Raw genomic sequence first — 17,606 nt, forward strand, 5'->3', positions numbered from 1 at the left:
CGTTAGTCTTGCATAAACATTACTTTTTAGAAGCCTATCTTATCAAGGCGTTCACTTTTAAATATCACGTCGCAAATGCTTACCGAGGCTGGTCCCGTCAGATTACGCCTCGTTCCCGTCTCATCTGACTTGCATAATCGGTTGGGCGAATGTTTGCCTGATCACACTCAATCATTGAGATTTAGAGGGAATAATGAGCGGTAACATTAAACAATTATTCAAGGGCTATTTGTTACAGTTGGAGACGATTGTTAATAAAGTACCGACCGAGTTGTTCTCTGAGTCTTTAATGGATGATATGTTTTCTCTTGAAATGAACGCAAAAATTGCAGCCAATTTTGTGTTAAGGGGGTATTGCCCGCTATTGGGGGAAGAGGCTGTTTCGTTAATGTCTGATGAGGTTGGGAAAACTACTGTCGTTCGCCAAATCATCGACACGAGAGCGTTATTAGACACGCTTCCTGAAATTCATAACCTTGATGATAGTAAAGTCATAACGGATAAGGCTGGCTTTTCAGAGATAGAGTTGTGCCAGTCAGATTTTATTCATCAATACATAGTGCCTAATTACTTCTTTCATATGGGGATGGTTTACGCTATCGCTAAAAGTAAGGGTGTAGCGGTGAGTAAAGGCGATTTTGATGGTCTTCATTCTTACCCTGCTGATTTTAGTTTTGTAAGCAGTTAAGTAGAAAGCATTCGTATTATTTCTGCACGTAAAGCAGGCAAACAAGAACGTAAGGTATATGAGGATTATCGCTATGCGTGATCATTATGATTTTAAAAACCCCTACGCTAAAAAGCTTAAGAAGCAGGTTACGATAAGGCTTGACGAAGATACTGTTGAGTATTTTAAGGCGTTGGCGGATGACAAGGGCATTCCTTATCAAAGCTTAATCAATTTGTATTTAAGGGATTGTGCGCAGTCACACCGCGTTTTGAAGATGGAGTGGCAATAAAGCATTTTTATACATCCTAAAAAAAAGAGTCTGAAGCATCATTAATTTCAGACGCCTCAGACTCCAATCATCTCTCTTCTAATCTTTCCCAATTACTGCATTGGCAGTGTTGCAGTGTGTTAGGGTATTTTTGAGCATGCTTATATTTCTATCGACAGGTGATGCGCATCACGCTACACTTTCTTTATGATTAAATCTTTCAAACACAAGGGCCTTAAGAAATACTTTCAAACAGGTAGTGTTGCAGGTATTCAAGCAAAGCATGAGCGTAAATTACGCATGCAGCTTGCGGCAATTGATACTGCTGAAGAGGTAGAGGATATCAATTTGCCTGGTTTTAATTTGCATCCGTTAAAAGGGAATCGCGATGGGGTTTGGTCTATTACTGTAAATGGTAATTGGCGCATTACGTTTGAGTTTATCGATGGTAATGCCTACATTCTCAACTATGAGGACTATCACTAATGACTATGCATAATCCGCCACATCCAGGGGAATTTATTTACGAGGTGTATCTGGAACCTGCTGGTTTAAGTTGTCGTTACCTTGCTAAGCAGTTGGATGTAGCTTCATCCACTTTGAATCGAATTCTTAAAGGTCAAAGCGCTATTTCTCCAGAAATGGCTCTTCGTTTATCTAAAGCCATTGGCAGAACGCCAGAGAGTTGGTTGGCGATGCAAGATAACTATGATCTTTGGCATGCTAGACAAAAGATCAATTTGGCTAATGTCCAATCAGTAGATTTCGCAGTGGCATAAAGTCTCCATTGTCCCAAGAACCGGAGTCTGTCGCGTCTTAGTTCAAACGCCCCAGACTCCAATCTCTTCATTTCTAACTCTTCCCAATCACTGCACTGACTTTGGTGTCTGTGTGAAAATGTAGCTCACGGCTTGTGCCAGTTGTGGGCTGACGCGTCCGCTACGTAGTAGTGTCCAAAGAGGTTGTTTGGCTTCCGGGTGTTGGCTTAGTTCGGCGGCAATTTGTTTGAAGGCGATGTAGCCATCTTCTCGGTGCGCCAGTTTTTCCATGATGATGCGCAGTAGCTGTGGGTTTTGACCTAACCAATGTGGGCATTTTGCGGCGAGTGCGGCGATAGGATGAAGGTCGTCGTCTTTGCATTCGGTCAGACTGCCAAGTAAACCAAACAGCGGTAATAATAGCGTGTCGTTTAAGTCGGCTCTTGATAAGGCGCGTAGATAGCTTGCTTGCATGAGAGCATCTTGCTCAGTTTGCAGTTTTTCAATCAAGGTATCTTGCAGTTGGCTAGATAGAGTCTCGTGCTCAAGAGCATGGCATAAGGCGCTAACAACAGGCTTGGCGGCTTGTTGAATGGCTTTTTGTATCAGAACTTGGTATTTGTCTTCGTCAACTCTGGCGGCCAGTTCTGCAATGCCTTGCAGTCCGAGTGTTTGCCAGCTGTCGTCTTGTTCTGTTAGGTCTGACGATAGGTGATTAACAACGTCGTCGAAGTAATGTGACGGTGTTTTATGTAGGTTTTTGCCTAGAATGGCATGCAGGCTTGCCATTCGTTCTTGGTCTGGTTTGAAGGCATAGGGGCTGTCTTCTAGGGCTTCTGATAAGCCTGCTTCTTCGCCTTTATGCAATATTTTATCGACGATGCTCTTGATGAAGTGATCGCGGGTGCCAAGGTTTAGGCAGCCAGCTTCGTCTAGCGGTAATTTAATAAACCAAATTACGCCTTGATCAATGATGTCTGCTTTTTTGGATTTTTTGCCTTGTTGGCTTCCCATGTTTAATAAGCAGGCCAGCCAAGCGTGCTGGCGAAATGGGAAAGGGTAGGCTTGTTGTTTGCGGTCGAATTGTACCGCTTGTTGTGGTGTGACTTGGGTGATGTTGCGACCTAGGTCGTAGTAGCTGACGTCACAACCGACCATATCAAATAAGTCAGACAGAGATTCGATTTTGTTCATGATAAAGTTTTGGCTCTTGTTGTCGCTTTTATTGCCGCTCTTGTTGTCTGTGAAAGCGCAATTATGCGTGTAAATAAAAATACGCTATATTACCGTTTTTCAAAGGAGAAAGCAGGTTGAAAACAGCCTTTTCTGACCATCACGTGTTAGCCGATTTATTGATGGACTTGCAAATGGCAATGCAAGATTGCGATGTTTGGGAATGTGAAACGCCAAGCGACGAGGCGTTACTGAGTTTGGAGCCTTTTTGTATTGATACGATGCGATTCGAGCAATGGTTGCGTTTTGTGATGATAGAGCGTTTTAAAACCATGTTGGCAACAGGGAGTGATTTGCCTGTACGCTGTCATATATCGCCAATGGCTGAGGAAGCTTTTAAAGATAAGCCGAATGTAAAAGTTCATCATATCGTTACTTGTTTAAATCGGATAGATCAACATTTAAGTGGTACTTTGTGATATCTAACCAGCTGTATCATCCATTGGTCAAGGATCTTGCTTGGTTGGTGGAAGGGCATTATATCGAGCGTGATTTTGATCTTCAGCCTTATTGGGTTACGGATGTAAAGGAGCGTTTGTTAAGGCTGGATCAGGCACCAGAGCCTTTAATGACGGCAATGGCGGCTTGTAAATCTCACTTTCTTGGTAGTTATTTCGAGACGTTATTTTCGTTTGCAATAGAGTATTTGTCGCAATTAACAATACGCTTAGAGCATTTTCAGATTGAAAGCGAAGGGAAAACACTGGGCGAAGTGGATATGTTGGTGGAAACACCAGACGGTGAGCTTCATCAATTTGAAATAGCGATTAAATTTTATTTAGAAAGACCGGATCTTTTTCCTCACGATTGGATTGGGCCAAACAAGAACGACAGTTTATTAAAGAAGGTCACGAGAGCCAGAGAGCATCAATTACATATCTTGCAAACCGAAGCAGGTTTGTCTGCGATTGAGCCTTTTGCTAAAGGACGTCAGCCGATTTCCAATCTACTAGTATTTGGGCGATTGTATTCTGCTTTGAATAGTCAGGAAGAGGTTAGTGTGTGGCTTGCCCAGACTCATCGCGGTGGTTGGATTCGTGTGTCTAATATTGATTTACTCATGCCGTTTTTTTCGGGTTTTTTAATCTTACAAAAGCCTCATTGGTTGTCTGCACCCAACATAAATGATAATTTCCCTTTCAATTCTCTGCAATCTGCCTACAATCTTGTAGGCGATTTCCTACTTGATGATCGTCCTCGACATGTGTTTCTTAGGTCGGCTCTTTATAAAACAGACCAAATGCATAGAAATGTATTTATTGTGCCTGATTCATGGTGAAAGATTCGACAGAATCTAATCCCAAAACGTATAAACTGTATTTTATTTATTAGTAGTATTTAAAACAAATGACCGATTTATCTACATTGCTGCATCGTAAGATGCCATTAGCTGCTTGGATTATAGATATAGAGAAATCAAGCGTGCCATGGTGTAATGAAGCGGCAGAAGTTCTATTAATGGACTCTTTGAGTGAGATTAAATCGGGTCAACGTGTTATTGGGTCCGATTTGAAAAATCGCCTGACTTTGTATTTAGAAGAGCTCGAGGTAGGAAAAACACTTCCCTTCAAATGGCCGTTCGTTTCAAAAGATGGCACACATTATAATGTATGCGGATCTGTTATTTCTTTAGATGGTGCGCGTAAAGGGTTGTCGGTCGAGGCGCATCCAGTCTTGTCACCTCCTGTTTCAGTAGAAAATTCTCATTCCAATCTTCTTTCGCATTTTACAACTTTATCTTTCGCAGTTTTTAAACAGAATGGCGTTTATCTAGAAGCTAGCGAGCGCTTTACTGAGCAGTTTGGTGGCATTGCGCACGTACGAGATTTGTTTGCTGTAGCGGGCGCTGCTAACAGCTTTATTCGTCGTTTGGCTGAGCGGGAAAGTTTGTCTCAAGAGATAAGGCTGTCGACAAAAAATGGGGTTCGTTGGCACAAGATTGAAGTGTCGCATCAGCCAGCAACCAATGTAGTTTATTTGTTAACCCACGATATTCAAGAAGAAAGAGATCACGAAGTCGCGCTTTATCGACTTAATAATTATGACAACTTAACTCACCTGCCGAATAGAAACTTGCTGTATCAACAGTTAGAAAGTGCGCTGGTGAATGCGCGTAAGCGTCATCGTCAATTTGGTCTTTTGTATTTAGATTTAGATGGTTTCAAGGTTATCAATGATAACTTTGGTCACCGAGTGGGTGATGAGCTTATTCAGCGAGTCGCAGAACGTATACAAGGTAGTATTCCATCGGGTGCTTGTCTGTATCGGTTGGGTGGTGATGAGTTTGTGGTGGTATTGGAAAATACCAATGCCATTGAAGAACTAGAAAGTATTGCCGAAAGTATTATGCATAATGCGAGTAATACTTATCCTGTGGCAAAAATGGAAATGATGATTACCGCGAGTATTGGTATTGCAAGCTATCCTCAGCATGCTGAGGATGTCGATAATTTACTCAAAAATGCCGATGCGGCCATGTATCGAGCCAAGTCTATGGGGCACAATATGTATTGTGTTTATGAAGATCACATGGCCGATAATATCAATGCGCATCTTACATTGGGCGGTGGCTTGCGAAAGGCGATAGAAGAAGAGCAATTTATCCTTCATTATCAGCCGAAAATTCGTCTTCCAGATGAAGTCGTTGTCGGCGCAGAAGCTTTGATTCGATGGGTTCATCCAGAACTTGGGATGATCAGTCCTGATCAATTTATTCCTTTAGCAGAAGAGAGCGGTTTGATTCTTCCGCTTGGTGAATGGGTGATTCGCAGAGCTTGTCGTCAGTTGCAAGAATGGCGTGAAGCCGGTTTGGATCCCATTAAGCTGTCGGTAAATTTATCTAGTCGCCAATTTATGCAAGCTGATCTAGTCGATATGGTGCAGCGAGCGCTGGAAGAGACAGGTGTTGATCCTGAATATTTCGAGCTTGAATTAACTGAAAGCATGCTGATGGCGGACGCCCAACAATCTATTGAGAAGTTGCACAGCTTCCGTAAGCTGGGTCTAACTTTGTCTATTGATGATTTCGGTACTGGATATTCATCGCTTGCTTACCTGAAAAAATTCCCAATCCAAACGCTAAAAATTGACCGCTCTTTTATCCAAGATTTGGGACAAGGCTGTGATAATGATGCCATTGTAAAAGCCACCATTGCCATGGCGAATGGCTTGAATTTAAAAGTCATTGCGGAAGGTGTAGAAGAGCGATCACAAGTGGATGCGTTAATTGGTTATGATTGCCAAGAAGTGCAAGGCTATTTGTTTTCCAAGCCGTTATCCAGTGATGACTTTCTTATTTATTTGAAAGCTCGCAGTTTAGAGGCCGTTTGCTAAACGTTAAAATGAATCATTGAAATAAGAAAGCGTTATTGCTTTAGATTTTCTGATATTCTGCTGGTAGCTAATAGGTTATTCTCCTTGTTCAAGCGCCAATTAATAAACTATGGGTACACTGTGTCGACGCTCGAAAACCTTTCCTGTCCAATAGATTCTGCACTGTTAACGCGTGATGAACGAGTATTAAAGTGCGAACATGGACACACTTATGATGTAGCCAAAACGGGTTACGTTAATCTTCTTCCTGTACAAAACAAACGTTCTAAAGATCCTGGCGATAGCAAAGAAATGGTTGCCGCAAGGCAAGCCTTCTTGAATCAGCAATACTACTTTCCCATTGTAAATGCCATGCTATCTTCTTGGCCAAAAGATCAATTAGTCAAAGGAGTTCGAATTCTCGATGCTGGCTGTGGTGAAGGTTATTATCTCAGCGAAATTGGCAAGGCTTTGAGTGATCAAGGTGTCAATGCTGAACGTACTGGCCTCGATATTTCAAAGTGGGCGATTTTAGCGGCAAGTAAGCGTGACAAAGCGGTGAGTTGGATAGTGGGAAGTAATGCGAGCTTACCTGCGCCAGATGAACGCTATGATGCGGTCTTGTGTCTATTTGGTTTTCCAGTGTTTAAAGAGTTTTCCCGGGTACTCAGTGACGATGGCTTGATGTTGCTGGTCGAGTCTGGCCCAAACCATCTAATCGAATTACGCAAAATACTTTATCCGTCGATTCATGAATACAAACAAACCTTTTCTGAGGGTGCTGCGGATTTTGAGTTGGTTTTGGAACAAACAGAAACCTTTGCTTTTACCCTAGATTCTCAAATTCAAATTCAACAATTACTAAGTATGACGCCTCATATTCATAAGGCATCTTACGAAGGTCGAGAAGCCATAAAGCAGCTCGATTCTATTATCCTCACTGCGGACATTAAGCTTCGCTGGTATCGGAAGAACATTAAGGAAGTGAATCATGTCTAGCCATTTAGATGATCTTTTTAATAAAAACAGAGAGTGGGCCGCTAAGGTTACCGCCGAAGATCCAGATTTTTTTTCTACACTATCCAAGCAGCAGCAGCCTGAATACCTCTGGATTGGTTGTGCTGACAGTCGTGTTCCGGCTAATCAGATTGTAGATTTATTGCCGGGTGAAGTGTTTGTTCATCGTAATATTGCCAATGTTGTCGTTCACACAGATTTAAATTGTTTGTCGGTTATTCAATTTGCTGTCGATGTGCTGAAAGTAAAACACATCATGGTGGTTGGGCATTATGGCTGCGGTGGCATCAAAGCAGCCATGGGAACCGAGGAACACGGCATGATCGACAACTGGTTGCGTCACATTAAAGACGTGTACCGTTTACATCGAGACGAATTAGACGCGATAGAAGACGAACATGCGCGTTTTGATCGTATGTGCGAGCTTAACGTGGTTGAGCAGGTTGCCAACGTTTGTCAGAGTAGCATTGTACAAAATGCATGGAGAAGTGGGCAGGAGTTACATGTTCATGGCTGGTGTTATAGCATTGATAATGGTCATATTACCGACTTGAAACGAACGGTATCCAGTGCTGAAGAATCGCTTGAGCAAATGAACAACATGTAAAAACTAAGTTAGCGGATACATCGCGAACTTTCTTTAAAAGCAAAAAACGAGCCTCGCGCTCGTTTTTTATTTTTTACTCATTAAGTCAAACAGACTATTTAATTAGCCGAATACATAACGCGTAACTTGTCGATAAGTATCTTCTGGCGCAAGTAAAATTGGCGGGAAGTGAGACTGGTTAATCGCATCCGGCCAATGTTGCGCTTCAAGGGCGAGACCGGCGTAAGCCGTTAATGCACCTTGGTTGATATTTGATTCGGCGTCGAGTTGAATATGACGGCCGTCGTAAACTTGCAGCCCAGGCTCCGTGGTTTGATAATTTAGCGTGAGTCCGGTGATTGGGCCTTTTAGTGTCGCAACGGTTTGTACTGGACGATTACTAGCAAGAGAAAGACAGAAATTAGTGTCTAGCCCCGGATAGTCGTCACGACCAATGGTGCGAAGCTGATGAAAATCAAACGCGCCGCCAGCAGTAGGAGTGACTTCTCCCGTTGGAATAAGCTCTGCATCGACAGGTAAATAATGATCGGCTTTAATGCTTAACTGATGATCTAAAATGGAGCCTTTGCCATCAAGGTTAACGTAGCTGTGTCCGGCAAAATTACAAATAGTCAGTTGATCAGTGGTAGCGGAAATTTCCATTTCTAATGTGCTATCAAGCAAACGATAAAATACATCAACAACCATATTGCCTGGGTAACCCATTTCACCGTCAGCGAGCGTAGTTTGCAGCTGAACCATGTCATCATTTTGTTCGATGATCGACCAAATTTTGCTGCCTGTTCCATCAGGTCCGCCATGCAAATGGTGAGCTTCTGGCAGGGTCGGTGGCAATTGATAGGTTTTACCACCAATTACCGCATGGCCTTTATTGGTTCGGTTCGCAACTCTGCCGACGACCGCACCAAAGTATTTTGCACCTTGAAGGTAATCAGTCAGCTTTGGCGAGCCCAACACTAAAGAATGCTCATAGCCATTTAGATAAACGGATTGAATACTAGCGCCCAGTGTCAAAATAGACACTTTGAGTTGAGCGTTTTGTAATGTGACACATTGAACTTGGTTTAAATCTGGAGTGAGATTCACGGAAGTATCCTTTTCAAATAAACGGGAGCCGAAGCTCCCGAAAGTATAGAAATATAGATAGATTAGATGTTTTCTAATAAGTCGTTAACTCGATATTGCGCTGTTTTTAAGGCATCGTCTATCGATTTGTTCCCACTGATGGCAGAACTCAATTCTTCACCAATGATGTCTTGAATGGCAAATTGACGTAACACTGCCGAAGGCAAGGCTTGTCCTGTTTTAGCTATTTTTGCAATATCACTACGATGCGGTAAGGATTTGAACTTGTCGCTGGCGATGACTTTTTTGACTGTTGGCAAGTGGCCAGTACGAGACCATTCGTAATTATTGTCGTAGAGGAATTTAAACAGTTTGCCAATAGCGGCCATTTTTTCATCGCTACGATCACCACGAGGTACAACCCAACCGTGTCCATCGGCGTAAGTGGCGTCTTTTTGTTTAAAAAACTGAGGCACTGGGAAAACACTGTATCCATTTGATAATGGGTTATTGGCTTGTTTTGATTGCGCATCATAAGAGCCAATTAACCAGGTTCCGTTAACCGCAATACCACCATCACCATTGGAAAAGGCGGATACCGCAGCAGGGTAATCTAAGTTATTTGTGCTTAGGCCTTTGTCTATAATATCTTTCATCAAGGTCAGTGAGGCTTTGGCGTCTTTACCACTTAGATCTATATGACTTGGATCATCAAAGAATTTGCTGTTCTGTTGCATCATTAACGTATAAAAAATACGTGCATAAGCTGCGGTCTCGTTGGCTGATATTTGAACTAGGTAAGGTTTTCCTGTGGCATCTTTAAACTGCTTGCCTTGCGAAAAAAGCTCATCACGATTAGTGGGTAAAATGGGGTTGCCATCCGCTTTCATTAAATCTGCTTTTTTCATTAAGTTGTTATTAACGTGAAATAGCATGGTCCAGTTATCGAATGGCAAGGCATAGACTTTGCCTTCTTTTGTTACACTGGAAATAGCCGCGTCTGTAAAATCTGTTGGCTTAATATTCTGGTCTTTTAAAAGCTTATCTAGTGGCACTAGAAGACCACGAGATTGATAATCTGACATGGCAGAGTAGTGCATAGAAACCACGTCAGGTGCGGATCGTGACGCTAGTTGAGCATTAAGCTGGTCGTATCCAGGCCATTCGACAGTGGTGACTTTCACATCAATATCTGGATTATCAGCTTCGAATTTATTAACTAACGCGGTGATGATGCCACATTCCCCCACAGCGGAAGACACATCGGTGACCTTACCGTATTCGGCTTCACAAGCACCAAAGAAACGTTGTAGTTCAATAGTGGTTGCGCTGGCCATAGGTGATAATGCCAAAAGGCCTACGGCTGTGGTTCCGAGAAGTAATTTTTTCATTATTTTTCTCCCAGTTAATTTTTTATTGTTGTTTTATCAGTATTACTTTGTACGCTTTTAATATTGTGATGAATGCTATTTCACGGCGCCTCCTGATACCGCGGTCACTATGTGACGCTGAAAGAATATGTACACAAGCACAACGGGTAACGAGGCAAAGATTGCTTGAGCGCCTAAGAAGCCCAACCCTTCAGATTGTGCAAAGTTTGTTTGGGACGATGCGATACCAATAGTGAGTGTATACATGTCTGATTTGGTGGCGGAGATGAGCGGCCACCAATAATCGTTCCAAGCTTGCAAGAAAGTGAAAATGCCCAAGGTCGCTTGCGCCGGTAGCGTCAGCGGTAGCAGTACTTTCCAGAAGATACGGAAAGTTGATGTATTATCCAGCATGGCGGCTTCATCAATCTCTTTGGGAATGGCTCGAAAGAATTGCGTCATTAGAAAAACGCCAAACGCCGAAGATAAGTTAGGCAATATCAAACCTATGTGTGTGTTATGTAGGTCAAACCAGTTGAACATTTGGTGACGCGCAATAATTACCGCTTGTTCTGGTACCGCTAAACCAAACAACACAATGATGAATAGCGTTTTGCGGAATGGGAATTCCAGTCTTGCAAAGGCGTAACCTGCTAGAGAAGAAAGCAGTAACACGCCGACGGTTTGACCGACTGCCACTATCATAGAATTCATAAACCAACCAAACACGCTGGAGGATTCTAAAATGTTGGCGTAATTCATCAAGGTATAGGGAAATGAAAAGACAGCTTCTGTGCCTTTGAGCAATTCCGCGTTGTCTTTCAGGGATAACCCTATGATCCATGCTACCGGCGCCATCATGATGACACCAAGTACAGCCGCTATCCAAAACAAGCGACGGTTCGAGGTTAAATGATCAGGCGAATAGTTGAATGCTTTCATGCGTCTACCTCCTCTTTACGAGTGCTGACCCAATATTGCAGCATGGCGGCACACAGAATGATTAAGAACAGAATTTGCGACGCAGCCGCGCCCATTCCCACATCCCAACGTAAGAAGCCAACTTCGTATATGTACATGACGATTGGTCGAGAGGAGCCTGCTGGGCCACCGTTAGTCATCAATTGTGCCTGACCAAACAATTGGAACTGCATGACCACTTGGATAATGGCAACCAACATAATGGTGGACTTAATAGATGGCAGAGTGATGCGCGTGAGCACCCGCCAGCGGGAAGCGTTATCTAATGCTGCGGCTTCATACAGATCTTTTGGAATCTGTTGTAAGGCGGCCAAAAAGAGCATCATGGGCAAACCAATGCACCACCAAACGGTTGCGACACCAACCGAAAATAGCGACCAACCTGTGGTTGAAAGAAAGCCAATCGGTTGCCAGCCGAAAAACTCAAAAATCAACGACATCAAACCGTCATTGGGAATGAAGACGATTCGCCAAATGAGCGTCACTATGGTGACGGACAAAATGGAAGAGGCAAAAAACAAACCTCGCAAGAAAGACGAACCTTTACTGGTTTTATTCAAAGCCAAGGCCAGAAACAACCCAAGAATAACCAAGGTTGGAACGGACACGCCGACAAAAATCAGTGTGTTTTTTACCGCTTGACCAAAAATGGGATCGCTTAATACTCGTGCATAGTTTTTTAAGCCGATAAAGCGCTCGCCACCAAACAGATCTACTTTATTGAGCGACAGCCAGATCCCCCAGCCAAGCGGAAATACCAACAAGGTTAAAAAAACACTGAGATACGGGACAACAAATAGACCATTCGTCCAACGGGGACGACGATAACTTTCTGCCATCTTACACCTCCATTTGACTGTGATAAGCAAGGCCATCACCGTCAAAAATATGCGCCGCCTGAGGCGAAATTGATACGCGTACCGTATCGCCTGCTTTTACTTTTGAACGACCGGAATCTTCGGCGATCAGATCTGTGCCGTCGATTAAAGTGCCATAAAGCAGCGTACGATCACCAAGCCGTTCGACCACTTTTATAGTCAGATCAAGGCCATCTTCAGCAGCGGAAACCACCGCAGTATCTTCCGCGCGAATGCCGATAACCGCATTTGTGGCGTTGAACTCTGGTGGAAGGACAATCGCAGTAACGACTTTGCCAGCACCGCTGACTTCGACCGTCACACCATCAGGCGTATTTTCAATACTATTAATCGGCAACATAGACATTGGCGGAGAACCAACAAACTCCGCGACAAAACGACTCGCCGGATATTGGTAAATCTCCATTGGTGTGCCGATCTGCTCGATCTTTTGCTTGTGCATGATGACAATGCGGTCAGCAAGCGTCATGGCTTCTACTTGATCGTGAGTTACAAAGATCATGGTCGAACCAAGACGCTGGTGGAGTTGTGCCAGTTCCAATCGCGTTCTGCCGCGTAACGCTGCGTCTAAATTGGATAGCGGCTCATCAAACAGGAAGGCTTTAGGTTCTTTGACAATGGCGCGACCTATCGCGACGCGCTGACGCTGGCCGCCAGAAAGTCGTCCCGGTTTACGATCCAGTAAATGATCTATTTCGAGAATTTTTGCCGCATCATTAACACGACGATCAATTTCGTCTTGTGCGACTTTGACGTTTTCTAGACCAAACGCCATGTTTTGGCGAGTCGTCATGTGAGGGTAGAGCGCATAGGATTGAAATACCATGGCGACGCCGCGTTGACCTGGAGGCAAGGTATCAATGCGTTTTTCGCCAATATCGATAGAACCTTCTGTAATGGATTCCAGCCCCGCAATCATGCGTAATAAGGTGGATTTACCACAGCCGGAAGGGCCAAGGAATACAACAAATTCACCGTCTTCAATGTGTAAGTTGATGTCGTCTAATACGGTAACGCTGTCATATCGCTTTGTTATATTTTTTATAGAGATAGATGCGGACATGGTTTCCCCTCTCAGCAAGTTTTAAACGGAAAATCTTGGGGTATTACACCCCAAGTCGAATCATGCGATAGCTCATAGGAGCAATGCTTGCCGTTAATTGTTGCTGTTTGACTGTTGTGCCTTGGCCGTCTTTTGGTGCCACTTGCTCTGCATCTGGGCCGTTTTTTGCGTCAAGCGCATGGCCGGCCATGACTTTATCCATAATGACTTTCTGATGTGAAAATCCTTGTAGGGATAGGTCTAATTCAATGTTTTCGTCTGGGTGACGGTTAACAATAAAGAGGGTTAGCGCGCCATCTTTATTGGATTCCACCGCAGAAATATCCAGATAGGAAACATCACTGGCGAACTCGGTATCATAGCCTTGGCATTGCACGGCAAGATTGAGTGCTGTGCCACGGCCGTATTGGGAAGCATATAAATATGGATAATAAGTCGACTGGCGCCAAGCTGGGCCGTCTTTGACTGTCATGATAGGTGCAATAACGTTGACCAATTGCGCCAAACAACCAATTTTGACCACATCACTGTGGCGAATAAAGGTGTTCAGAATACAGCCAACTTGCAGTGTATCGGCAAAGTCGTAAATGTCTTCTAATAAAGCAGGAGCATGTGGCCAACCGTCATTGCCACCGAGGATTTTTTTGTCTTGTTCGTTAGAGTGATACCAGACGTTCCATTCATCGAAGGAAATATACACATCGTGTTTGGAGCGTTTTTTGGCTTTAGTGGCTTTAATAACCGCCGCGATAGTGTCGATATAGTTATCAAGCAAGCTGGCTTTGGCTAAGTAATTGGCAGTGTTCTTTTCGTGGTTGTCGAAATACATGTGCAGTGAAATGTAGTCGACTGTGTCGTAGGTGTAATCGAGAACTGTGCTTTCCCATTCAGGGTAAGTGGGCATTTTAGGTGAAGAAGAACCACATACGACTAACTCGATATTTTTATCAAATGCACGCATAGCTTTGGCGGTTTCAAAGGCTACTCGACCATATTCAGCGGCGGTTTTTTGTCCGATTTGCCAAGGGCCGTCCATTTCATTGCCAAGACACCAAAGCTTAACGTCCCAAGGTTTTTCACGGCCGTTTTGCTTGCGAAGATCAGACCAATAAGAACCGCCCGGATGGTTCACGTATTCAAGAAAAGCGCGTGCTTCGTCTAAGCCCCGTGAGCCAAGGTTCACCGCTAGCATCATTTCAGTGCCGGCTTGTTCTGCCCATTCAGCGAATTCATGAATACCAATTTCGTTACTTTCTGATGTGTGCCAAGCAAGATCGAGGCGAGTAGGGCGATCCTCTTTTGGCCCAATGCCATCTTCCCAGTTGTAAGCAGAAACGAAGTTGCCACCAGGGTAGCGAGTAACAGGCACATCAATGTCTTTAATTAATTCGATGACATCTTGGCGGAAACCATGTTTATCAGCGGTTGCATGACCGGGTTCATAAATGCCGCTATAAACAGCACGCCCTAAGTGCTCGATGAAAGAGCCATAAAGGCGAGGATCTATCTTGGCAATAACATAGTCTTTGTGTGCGGTCACATTGGCGCGCATGGAAGTCTCCTTTTTTATTTTTGTATTTTTTAAGAACTGATTAAATATCTGTATTTATGTTTTTTATCCGATTAATGGATATTAAAAGCATGCTTGACCTGAGGTCAATCAATAAGACGTATATTTTTTGTGCAAATAAATACCAAAATTGGTATGAGTAAGTGGAGTTTGTAACGAAAAAAGAAAGAGGTAAGTATTTGGAGAGTTACTAAGGTAGTGAGATTTATAGATTTTTTTAAGTGTTATTTGCTATAGCAGGTTTACTGATATCCATATCAGAAAATAAGATGCTGTGTATGAGGTTAAGATTGAAGGCGTAATACTATGTCTTGGTCGTAATTACCAAATTGCTTGCCAAAAATATTAATGCCGCCAGGATGTTCAGCATCATCGGGAACCGAGATTCGTACCCGAATGGATCTATGATCTTCTAGTGCAAGATCTTTCAAAGAGACATCAGAAACCCGTACACCATCGACGAACGTTCCGTCATTAGTGACACGGAAGCTTTTTAAATGGCCATACTGACTACCAGCAAGCTTCCACCAATCTGGTGTGTACTTGCCTTGGTGATCGCCATAATCGCCAGGAGCCGTCCAGATTGCGGCGGTTCTACCATTAATTGAGATATGGATGTCAGAAGGCCAGTTTTCAGACGTGCCAGGCACTTCAGAGGATAGTTCCATGACCAGCTCTAGTTCTTTTACTGTCTGACCTGCAATGCGGGCATTATTGGGGAATTGATATTCTATATAACCTTTAGTGAACCATAACAAGCTGGCGCGCATACGATCAGGAGAAAGGTAAGTGTCTGGGCTGTCAAGGAAGCCGACAATGCCAGATTCCGAACATAAACCACAAGGTGCCATCACATCAAATTCAGAATACAGGCCAACAGGCATGGATACTTCAATGACATTATTTTGATTTTGCTTGGTGTTGCTGAAAGATAGGACGATTTCTTCGTGTGTCGCACGGCATATTTTTTGGTTGCCTTTGCGACCTTTTTGACTTTCGGTGGTAATTAAACCAGTACTTTCGAGAGAATTAATATGACTGGAGGTCGATGATTGCGGTAGTTCAAGAAGGTCGGCAATGTCATTGACATTCATTGGCCCTTTTTCATGTAGCAAGGACAAAATTGCCAATCGAGCGGGCGCGGCTAGGCTTTTTAAAACATCCGCACCATCTTCGGGGGTTAGCAATAAGAACTTTTTGCTCATCGTCATCTCCAGCTGAAGATGTCTTTATATCGAGATTTATGATTCTTATCAAGTTTTAGTTATTGATTAATTGTTATAAAAAGTACGCAATGACCGCTTTTATAAGAGTATAAAACGGTCATTAAAGTGAAGTCTGGGTCTAGGCCAGCGGCCCACCGATAATAGTGGTGCGCAATCCTGCGATGATATTTTCGCCTGTTTCGTGTCTTAGCTCATCATACCAGGCTTGAGTTTCTTGCATGTCTTTACCATGAGTAACATCGCAACGTTTACGAGCTTTTAGTACAAGATCTTTAACGCGAAAACGGCGCTCTTCTTCGTACTGCTTCAAAGCGGCTAGCACACCAGAAACCGTTTTGCCTTTCTCTTTGAATTGATCCGCGAAACACTGACCAAGAACAACGGCGTCTTCGAGTGCAGAGCAACCGCCTTGGCCAATGTCTGGGGTTGTGCTGTGAGCCGCATCGCCAAGTAGGGCGATATTGCCTTTTACCAAGGTATCGAATGGCTCGATGTCATGAATTTCGATACGGTTTGTGGTTTCTGGATTAATGGCGGTAATCAGTTTTTGGACAGGTTCAGCCCAACCTTTAAAGTACCTCGTTAGATCGGCAACGACTGTGCTTCTGTCTTCCGCTAGGCCTTTTGGTAATGGCACATCAAAGAAGAAGTAAAAGCGACCATTGGCAATTGGCATAATAGAAACGCGTTTGCCTTCGCCAACAAAGGTTGTCCATTGATCGCCAGGGGCAATGCTTTCATCAATTTCTACCAAGCCATTCCAGTTTACATAATCGGCGTAGCGACGTTCTGTTTGATAACCTATCACGTCAGCGCGTACGACAGAATGAGTGCCATCGGCTGCAATCATAAAATCACCTATCGCGCTGGTGCCATCGGTAAAATAAGCGGTGACGCCAGTGTCACTTTGCTCGACTTTTTCAATGCGCTTGCCAAACTGGACTTTATCGCGCCCCCACCAATCGATCATTTGGCTTTGTAAGTCTGCGCGCGATACAGGACAAGGGCGTTCGCCAACGGCATCAACTAATGGTGCAAGACTGAATTGCGTCATCACGGAGCCAGTTATACCGTCGTGATAGGCCATGTTGTGCATCGGGCCGCCGAGTTTGTCCATAATGCTGCCCATGCCTAAATGGTTCATGCATTTTACGCCGTTAGACCAAATAGAAAGCGCCGCACCGACTGGTTTGATTTCTTTTACCGCTTCAAAAATATCGCATTCGATGCCTTGCTGTTTTAATGCAGCCGCTGCCGACATGCCACCGATACCGCCGCCAATAATAAGTGCTTTCATCTCATTCCCCTTTAATCTTTCGCTCGTTTTCGAGTTGTCTTAGCGAACGTTTAATCTCTTGTTAAAGGAGTAAATGGCAATAAATATGCCATGAAACAAATGGACCTATGTTTTTATATGTGAAACCTTTGTTTTAGAGGGATGCGTAATCTATGGTGTTAGATCAAAGAAGAAAACGGCTTGTTTTCTTCTTTGACCGATAGGACAGAAAATGACTTATCTTGGTGCGGGCTGGGTGAATTTTGCTTCATTCTGGCTCGTTGAGACTTGAGTGGAAGCCTAATTAATTAA

At 43.6% G+C, this 17,606-nt stretch carries 18 protein-coding genes; 9 read left to right on the plus strand and 9 right to left on the minus strand.

The features are described from left to right. Window positions 1-193: 193 nt before the first annotated feature. The 4 genes from ACO05V_RS11320 (at window position 194) to ACO05V_RS11335 (ending at window position 1,717) form a co-directional block, all read left to right on the plus strand. Window positions 194-688 carry a DUF1993 family protein gene (locus ACO05V_RS11320; protein ID WP_421851160.1) on the plus strand — a complete coding sequence of 165 codons (495 nt, stop codon included), beginning with the start codon at window positions 194-196 and terminating at the stop codon, window positions 686-688. A 73-nt stretch (window positions 689-761) separates the two neighbouring features. Beyond that, window positions 762-959 carry a BrnA antitoxin family protein gene (locus ACO05V_RS11325; RefSeq protein ID WP_421851163.1) on the plus strand — a complete coding sequence of 66 codons (198 nt, stop codon included), beginning with the start codon at window positions 762-764 and terminating at the stop codon, window positions 957-959. 186 nt (window positions 960-1,145) lie between these two features. Beyond that, window positions 1,146-1,424, plus strand: a complete 279-nt coding sequence (locus ACO05V_RS11330; RefSeq protein ID WP_421851166.1) for a type II toxin-antitoxin system RelE/ParE family toxin — start codon at window positions 1,146-1,148, stop codon at window positions 1,422-1,424. Beyond that, window positions 1,424-1,717 carry a HigA family addiction module antitoxin gene (locus ACO05V_RS11335; protein ID WP_421851169.1) on the plus strand — a complete coding sequence of 98 codons (294 nt, stop codon included), beginning with the start codon at window positions 1,424-1,426 and terminating at the stop codon, window positions 1,715-1,717. Before ACO05V_RS11330 ends, ACO05V_RS11335 begins: the two co-directional genes overlap by 1 nt. Window positions 1,718-1,804: 87 nt before the next feature. On the opposite strand, the gene ACO05V_RS11340 is transcribed toward ACO05V_RS11335, so the two are convergent. Then, the gene (locus ACO05V_RS11340; protein ID WP_421851172.1) at window positions 1,805-2,890 is read right to left on the minus strand and encodes a DUF3549 family protein; all 1,086 of its coding nucleotides are present in this window, start codon (window positions 2,888-2,890) and stop codon (window positions 1,805-1,807) included. Window positions 2,891-3,006: 116 nt separating this feature from the next. Between ACO05V_RS11340 and ACO05V_RS11345 the strand changes: the two genes are divergently transcribed. The 5 genes from ACO05V_RS11345 (at window position 3,007) to can (ending at window position 7,865) form a co-directional block, all read left to right on the plus strand. Continuing rightward, window positions 3,007-3,348: a YqcC family protein gene (locus ACO05V_RS11345; protein WP_421851174.1), complete on the plus strand. Its 342-nt coding sequence runs from the start codon at window positions 3,007-3,009 to the stop codon at window positions 3,346-3,348. Further along, window positions 3,345-4,208 (plus strand): DUF1853 family protein, encoded by an 864-nt coding sequence (locus ACO05V_RS11350; RefSeq protein ID WP_421851177.1) that lies wholly within the window; start codon window positions 3,345-3,347, stop codon window positions 4,206-4,208. The genes ACO05V_RS11345 and ACO05V_RS11350 overlap by 4 nt, the downstream gene beginning before the upstream one ends. 68 nt (window positions 4,209-4,276) lie before the next feature. Then, window positions 4,277-6,262 (plus strand): putative bifunctional diguanylate cyclase/phosphodiesterase, encoded by a 1,986-nt coding sequence (locus tag ACO05V_RS11355; RefSeq protein WP_421851181.1) that lies wholly within the window; start codon window positions 4,277-4,279, stop codon window positions 6,260-6,262. A 120-nt stretch (window positions 6,263-6,382) separates the two neighbouring features. Next, window positions 6,383-7,240 (plus strand): putative RNA methyltransferase, encoded by an 858-nt coding sequence (locus tag ACO05V_RS11360; protein ID WP_421851184.1) that lies wholly within the window; start codon window positions 6,383-6,385, stop codon window positions 7,238-7,240. Continuing rightward, window positions 7,233-7,865 (plus strand): carbonate dehydratase, encoded by a 633-nt coding sequence (gene can, locus ACO05V_RS11365; protein ID WP_421851187.1) that lies wholly within the window; start codon window positions 7,233-7,235, stop codon window positions 7,863-7,865. The genes ACO05V_RS11360 and can overlap by 8 nt, the downstream gene beginning before the upstream one ends. 102 nt (window positions 7,866-7,967) lie before the next feature. On the opposite strand, the gene ACO05V_RS11370 is transcribed toward can, so the two are convergent. The 8 genes from ACO05V_RS11370 to hpxO form a co-directional block, all read right to left on the minus strand. Then, window positions 7,968-8,951 carry an aldose epimerase family protein gene (locus ACO05V_RS11370; protein WP_421851190.1) on the minus strand — a complete coding sequence of 328 codons (984 nt, stop codon included), beginning with the start codon at window positions 8,949-8,951 and terminating at the stop codon, window positions 7,968-7,970. A gap of 62 nt (window positions 8,952-9,013) precedes the next feature. After that, entirely contained in the window at window positions 9,014-10,321 is a 1,308-nt protein-coding gene (locus ACO05V_RS11375) for an extracellular solute-binding protein (protein WP_421851193.1), read from the minus strand. 75 nt (window positions 10,322-10,396) lie between these two features. Beyond that, window positions 10,397-11,242 (minus strand): carbohydrate ABC transporter permease, encoded by an 846-nt coding sequence (locus ACO05V_RS11380; RefSeq protein ID WP_421851196.1) that lies wholly within the window; start codon window positions 11,240-11,242, stop codon window positions 10,397-10,399. After that, window positions 11,239-12,120, minus strand: coding sequence for a carbohydrate ABC transporter permease (locus ACO05V_RS11385; RefSeq protein WP_421851199.1), 882 nt, complete (start codon window positions 12,118-12,120; stop codon window positions 11,239-11,241). Before ACO05V_RS11385 ends, ACO05V_RS11380 begins: the two co-directional genes overlap by 4 nt. Window position 12,121: 1 nt before the next feature. After that, window positions 12,122-13,222 (minus strand): ABC transporter ATP-binding protein, encoded by a 1,101-nt coding sequence (locus tag ACO05V_RS11390; protein WP_421851201.1) that lies wholly within the window; start codon window positions 13,220-13,222, stop codon window positions 12,122-12,124. A gap of 43 nt (window positions 13,223-13,265) precedes the next feature. Next, on the minus strand, window positions 13,266-14,774 hold the full coding sequence (locus ACO05V_RS11395) for an alpha-N-arabinofuranosidase (RefSeq protein WP_421851204.1): 1,509 nt from the start codon (window positions 14,772-14,774) through the stop codon (window positions 13,266-13,268). Between the two features lie 302 nt (window positions 14,775-15,076). Continuing rightward, window positions 15,077-15,997 (minus strand): ArsR/SmtB family transcription factor, encoded by a 921-nt coding sequence (locus tag ACO05V_RS11400; RefSeq protein ID WP_421851207.1) that lies wholly within the window; start codon window positions 15,995-15,997, stop codon window positions 15,077-15,079. Window positions 15,998-16,136: 139 nt separating this feature from the next. Continuing rightward, window positions 16,137-17,315, minus strand: coding sequence for an FAD-dependent urate hydroxylase HpxO (gene hpxO, locus ACO05V_RS11405; protein WP_421851210.1), 1,179 nt, complete (start codon window positions 17,313-17,315; stop codon window positions 16,137-16,139). Between the last annotated feature and the right edge of the window lie 291 nt (window positions 17,316-17,606).

Source organism: Marinomonas sp., assembly GCF_965225885.1.
Classification (GTDB): domain Bacteria; phylum Pseudomonadota; class Gammaproteobacteria; order Pseudomonadales; family Marinomonadaceae; genus Marinomonas.

Bases quoted from the DNA above. Each gene is read 5' to 3' on its own strand.
- ACO05V_RS11320 (WP_421851160.1), top strand. From the start codon at position 194: ATGAGCGGTAACATTAAACAATTATTCAAGGGCTATTTGTTACAGTTG.
- ACO05V_RS11325 (WP_421851163.1), top strand. From the start codon at position 762: ATGCGTGATCATTATGATTTTAAAAACCCCTACGCTAAAAAGCTTAAG.
- ACO05V_RS11330 (WP_421851166.1), top strand. From the start codon at position 1,146: ATGATTAAATCTTTCAAACACAAGGGCCTTAAGAAATACTTTCAAACA.
- ACO05V_RS11335 (WP_421851169.1), top strand. From the start codon at position 1,424: ATGACTATGCATAATCCGCCACATCCAGGGGAATTTATTTACGAGGTG.
- ACO05V_RS11340 (WP_421851172.1), bottom strand. From the start codon at position 2,890: ATGAACAAAATCGAATCTCTGTCTGACTTATTTGATATGGTCGGTTGT.
- ACO05V_RS11355 (WP_421851181.1), top strand. From the start codon at position 4,277: ATGACCGATTTATCTACATTGCTGCATCGTAAGATGCCATTAGCTGCT.
- can (WP_421851187.1), top strand. From the start codon at position 7,233: ATGTCTAGCCATTTAGATGATCTTTTTAATAAAAACAGAGAGTGGGCC.
- ACO05V_RS11375 (WP_421851193.1), bottom strand. From the start codon at position 10,321: ATGAAAAAATTACTTCTCGGAACCACAGCCGTAGGCCTTTTGGCATTA.
- ACO05V_RS11380 (WP_421851196.1), bottom strand. From the start codon at position 11,242: ATGAAAGCATTCAACTATTCGCCTGATCATTTAACCTCGAACCGTCGC.
- ACO05V_RS11385 (WP_421851199.1), bottom strand. From the start codon at position 12,120: ATGGCAGAAAGTTATCGTCGTCCCCGTTGGACGAATGGTCTATTTGTT.
- ACO05V_RS11390 (WP_421851201.1), bottom strand. From the start codon at position 13,222: ATGTCCGCATCTATCTCTATAAAAAATATAACAAAGCGATATGACAGC.
- ACO05V_RS11395 (WP_421851204.1), bottom strand. From the start codon at position 14,774: ATGCGCGCCAATGTGACCGCACACAAAGACTATGTTATTGCCAAGATA.
- ACO05V_RS11400 (WP_421851207.1), bottom strand. From the start codon at position 15,997: ATGAGCAAAAAGTTCTTATTGCTAACCCCCGAAGATGGTGCGGATGTT.
- hpxO (WP_421851210.1), bottom strand. From the start codon at position 17,315: ATGAAAGCACTTATTATTGGCGGCGGTATCGGTGGCATGTCGGCAGCG.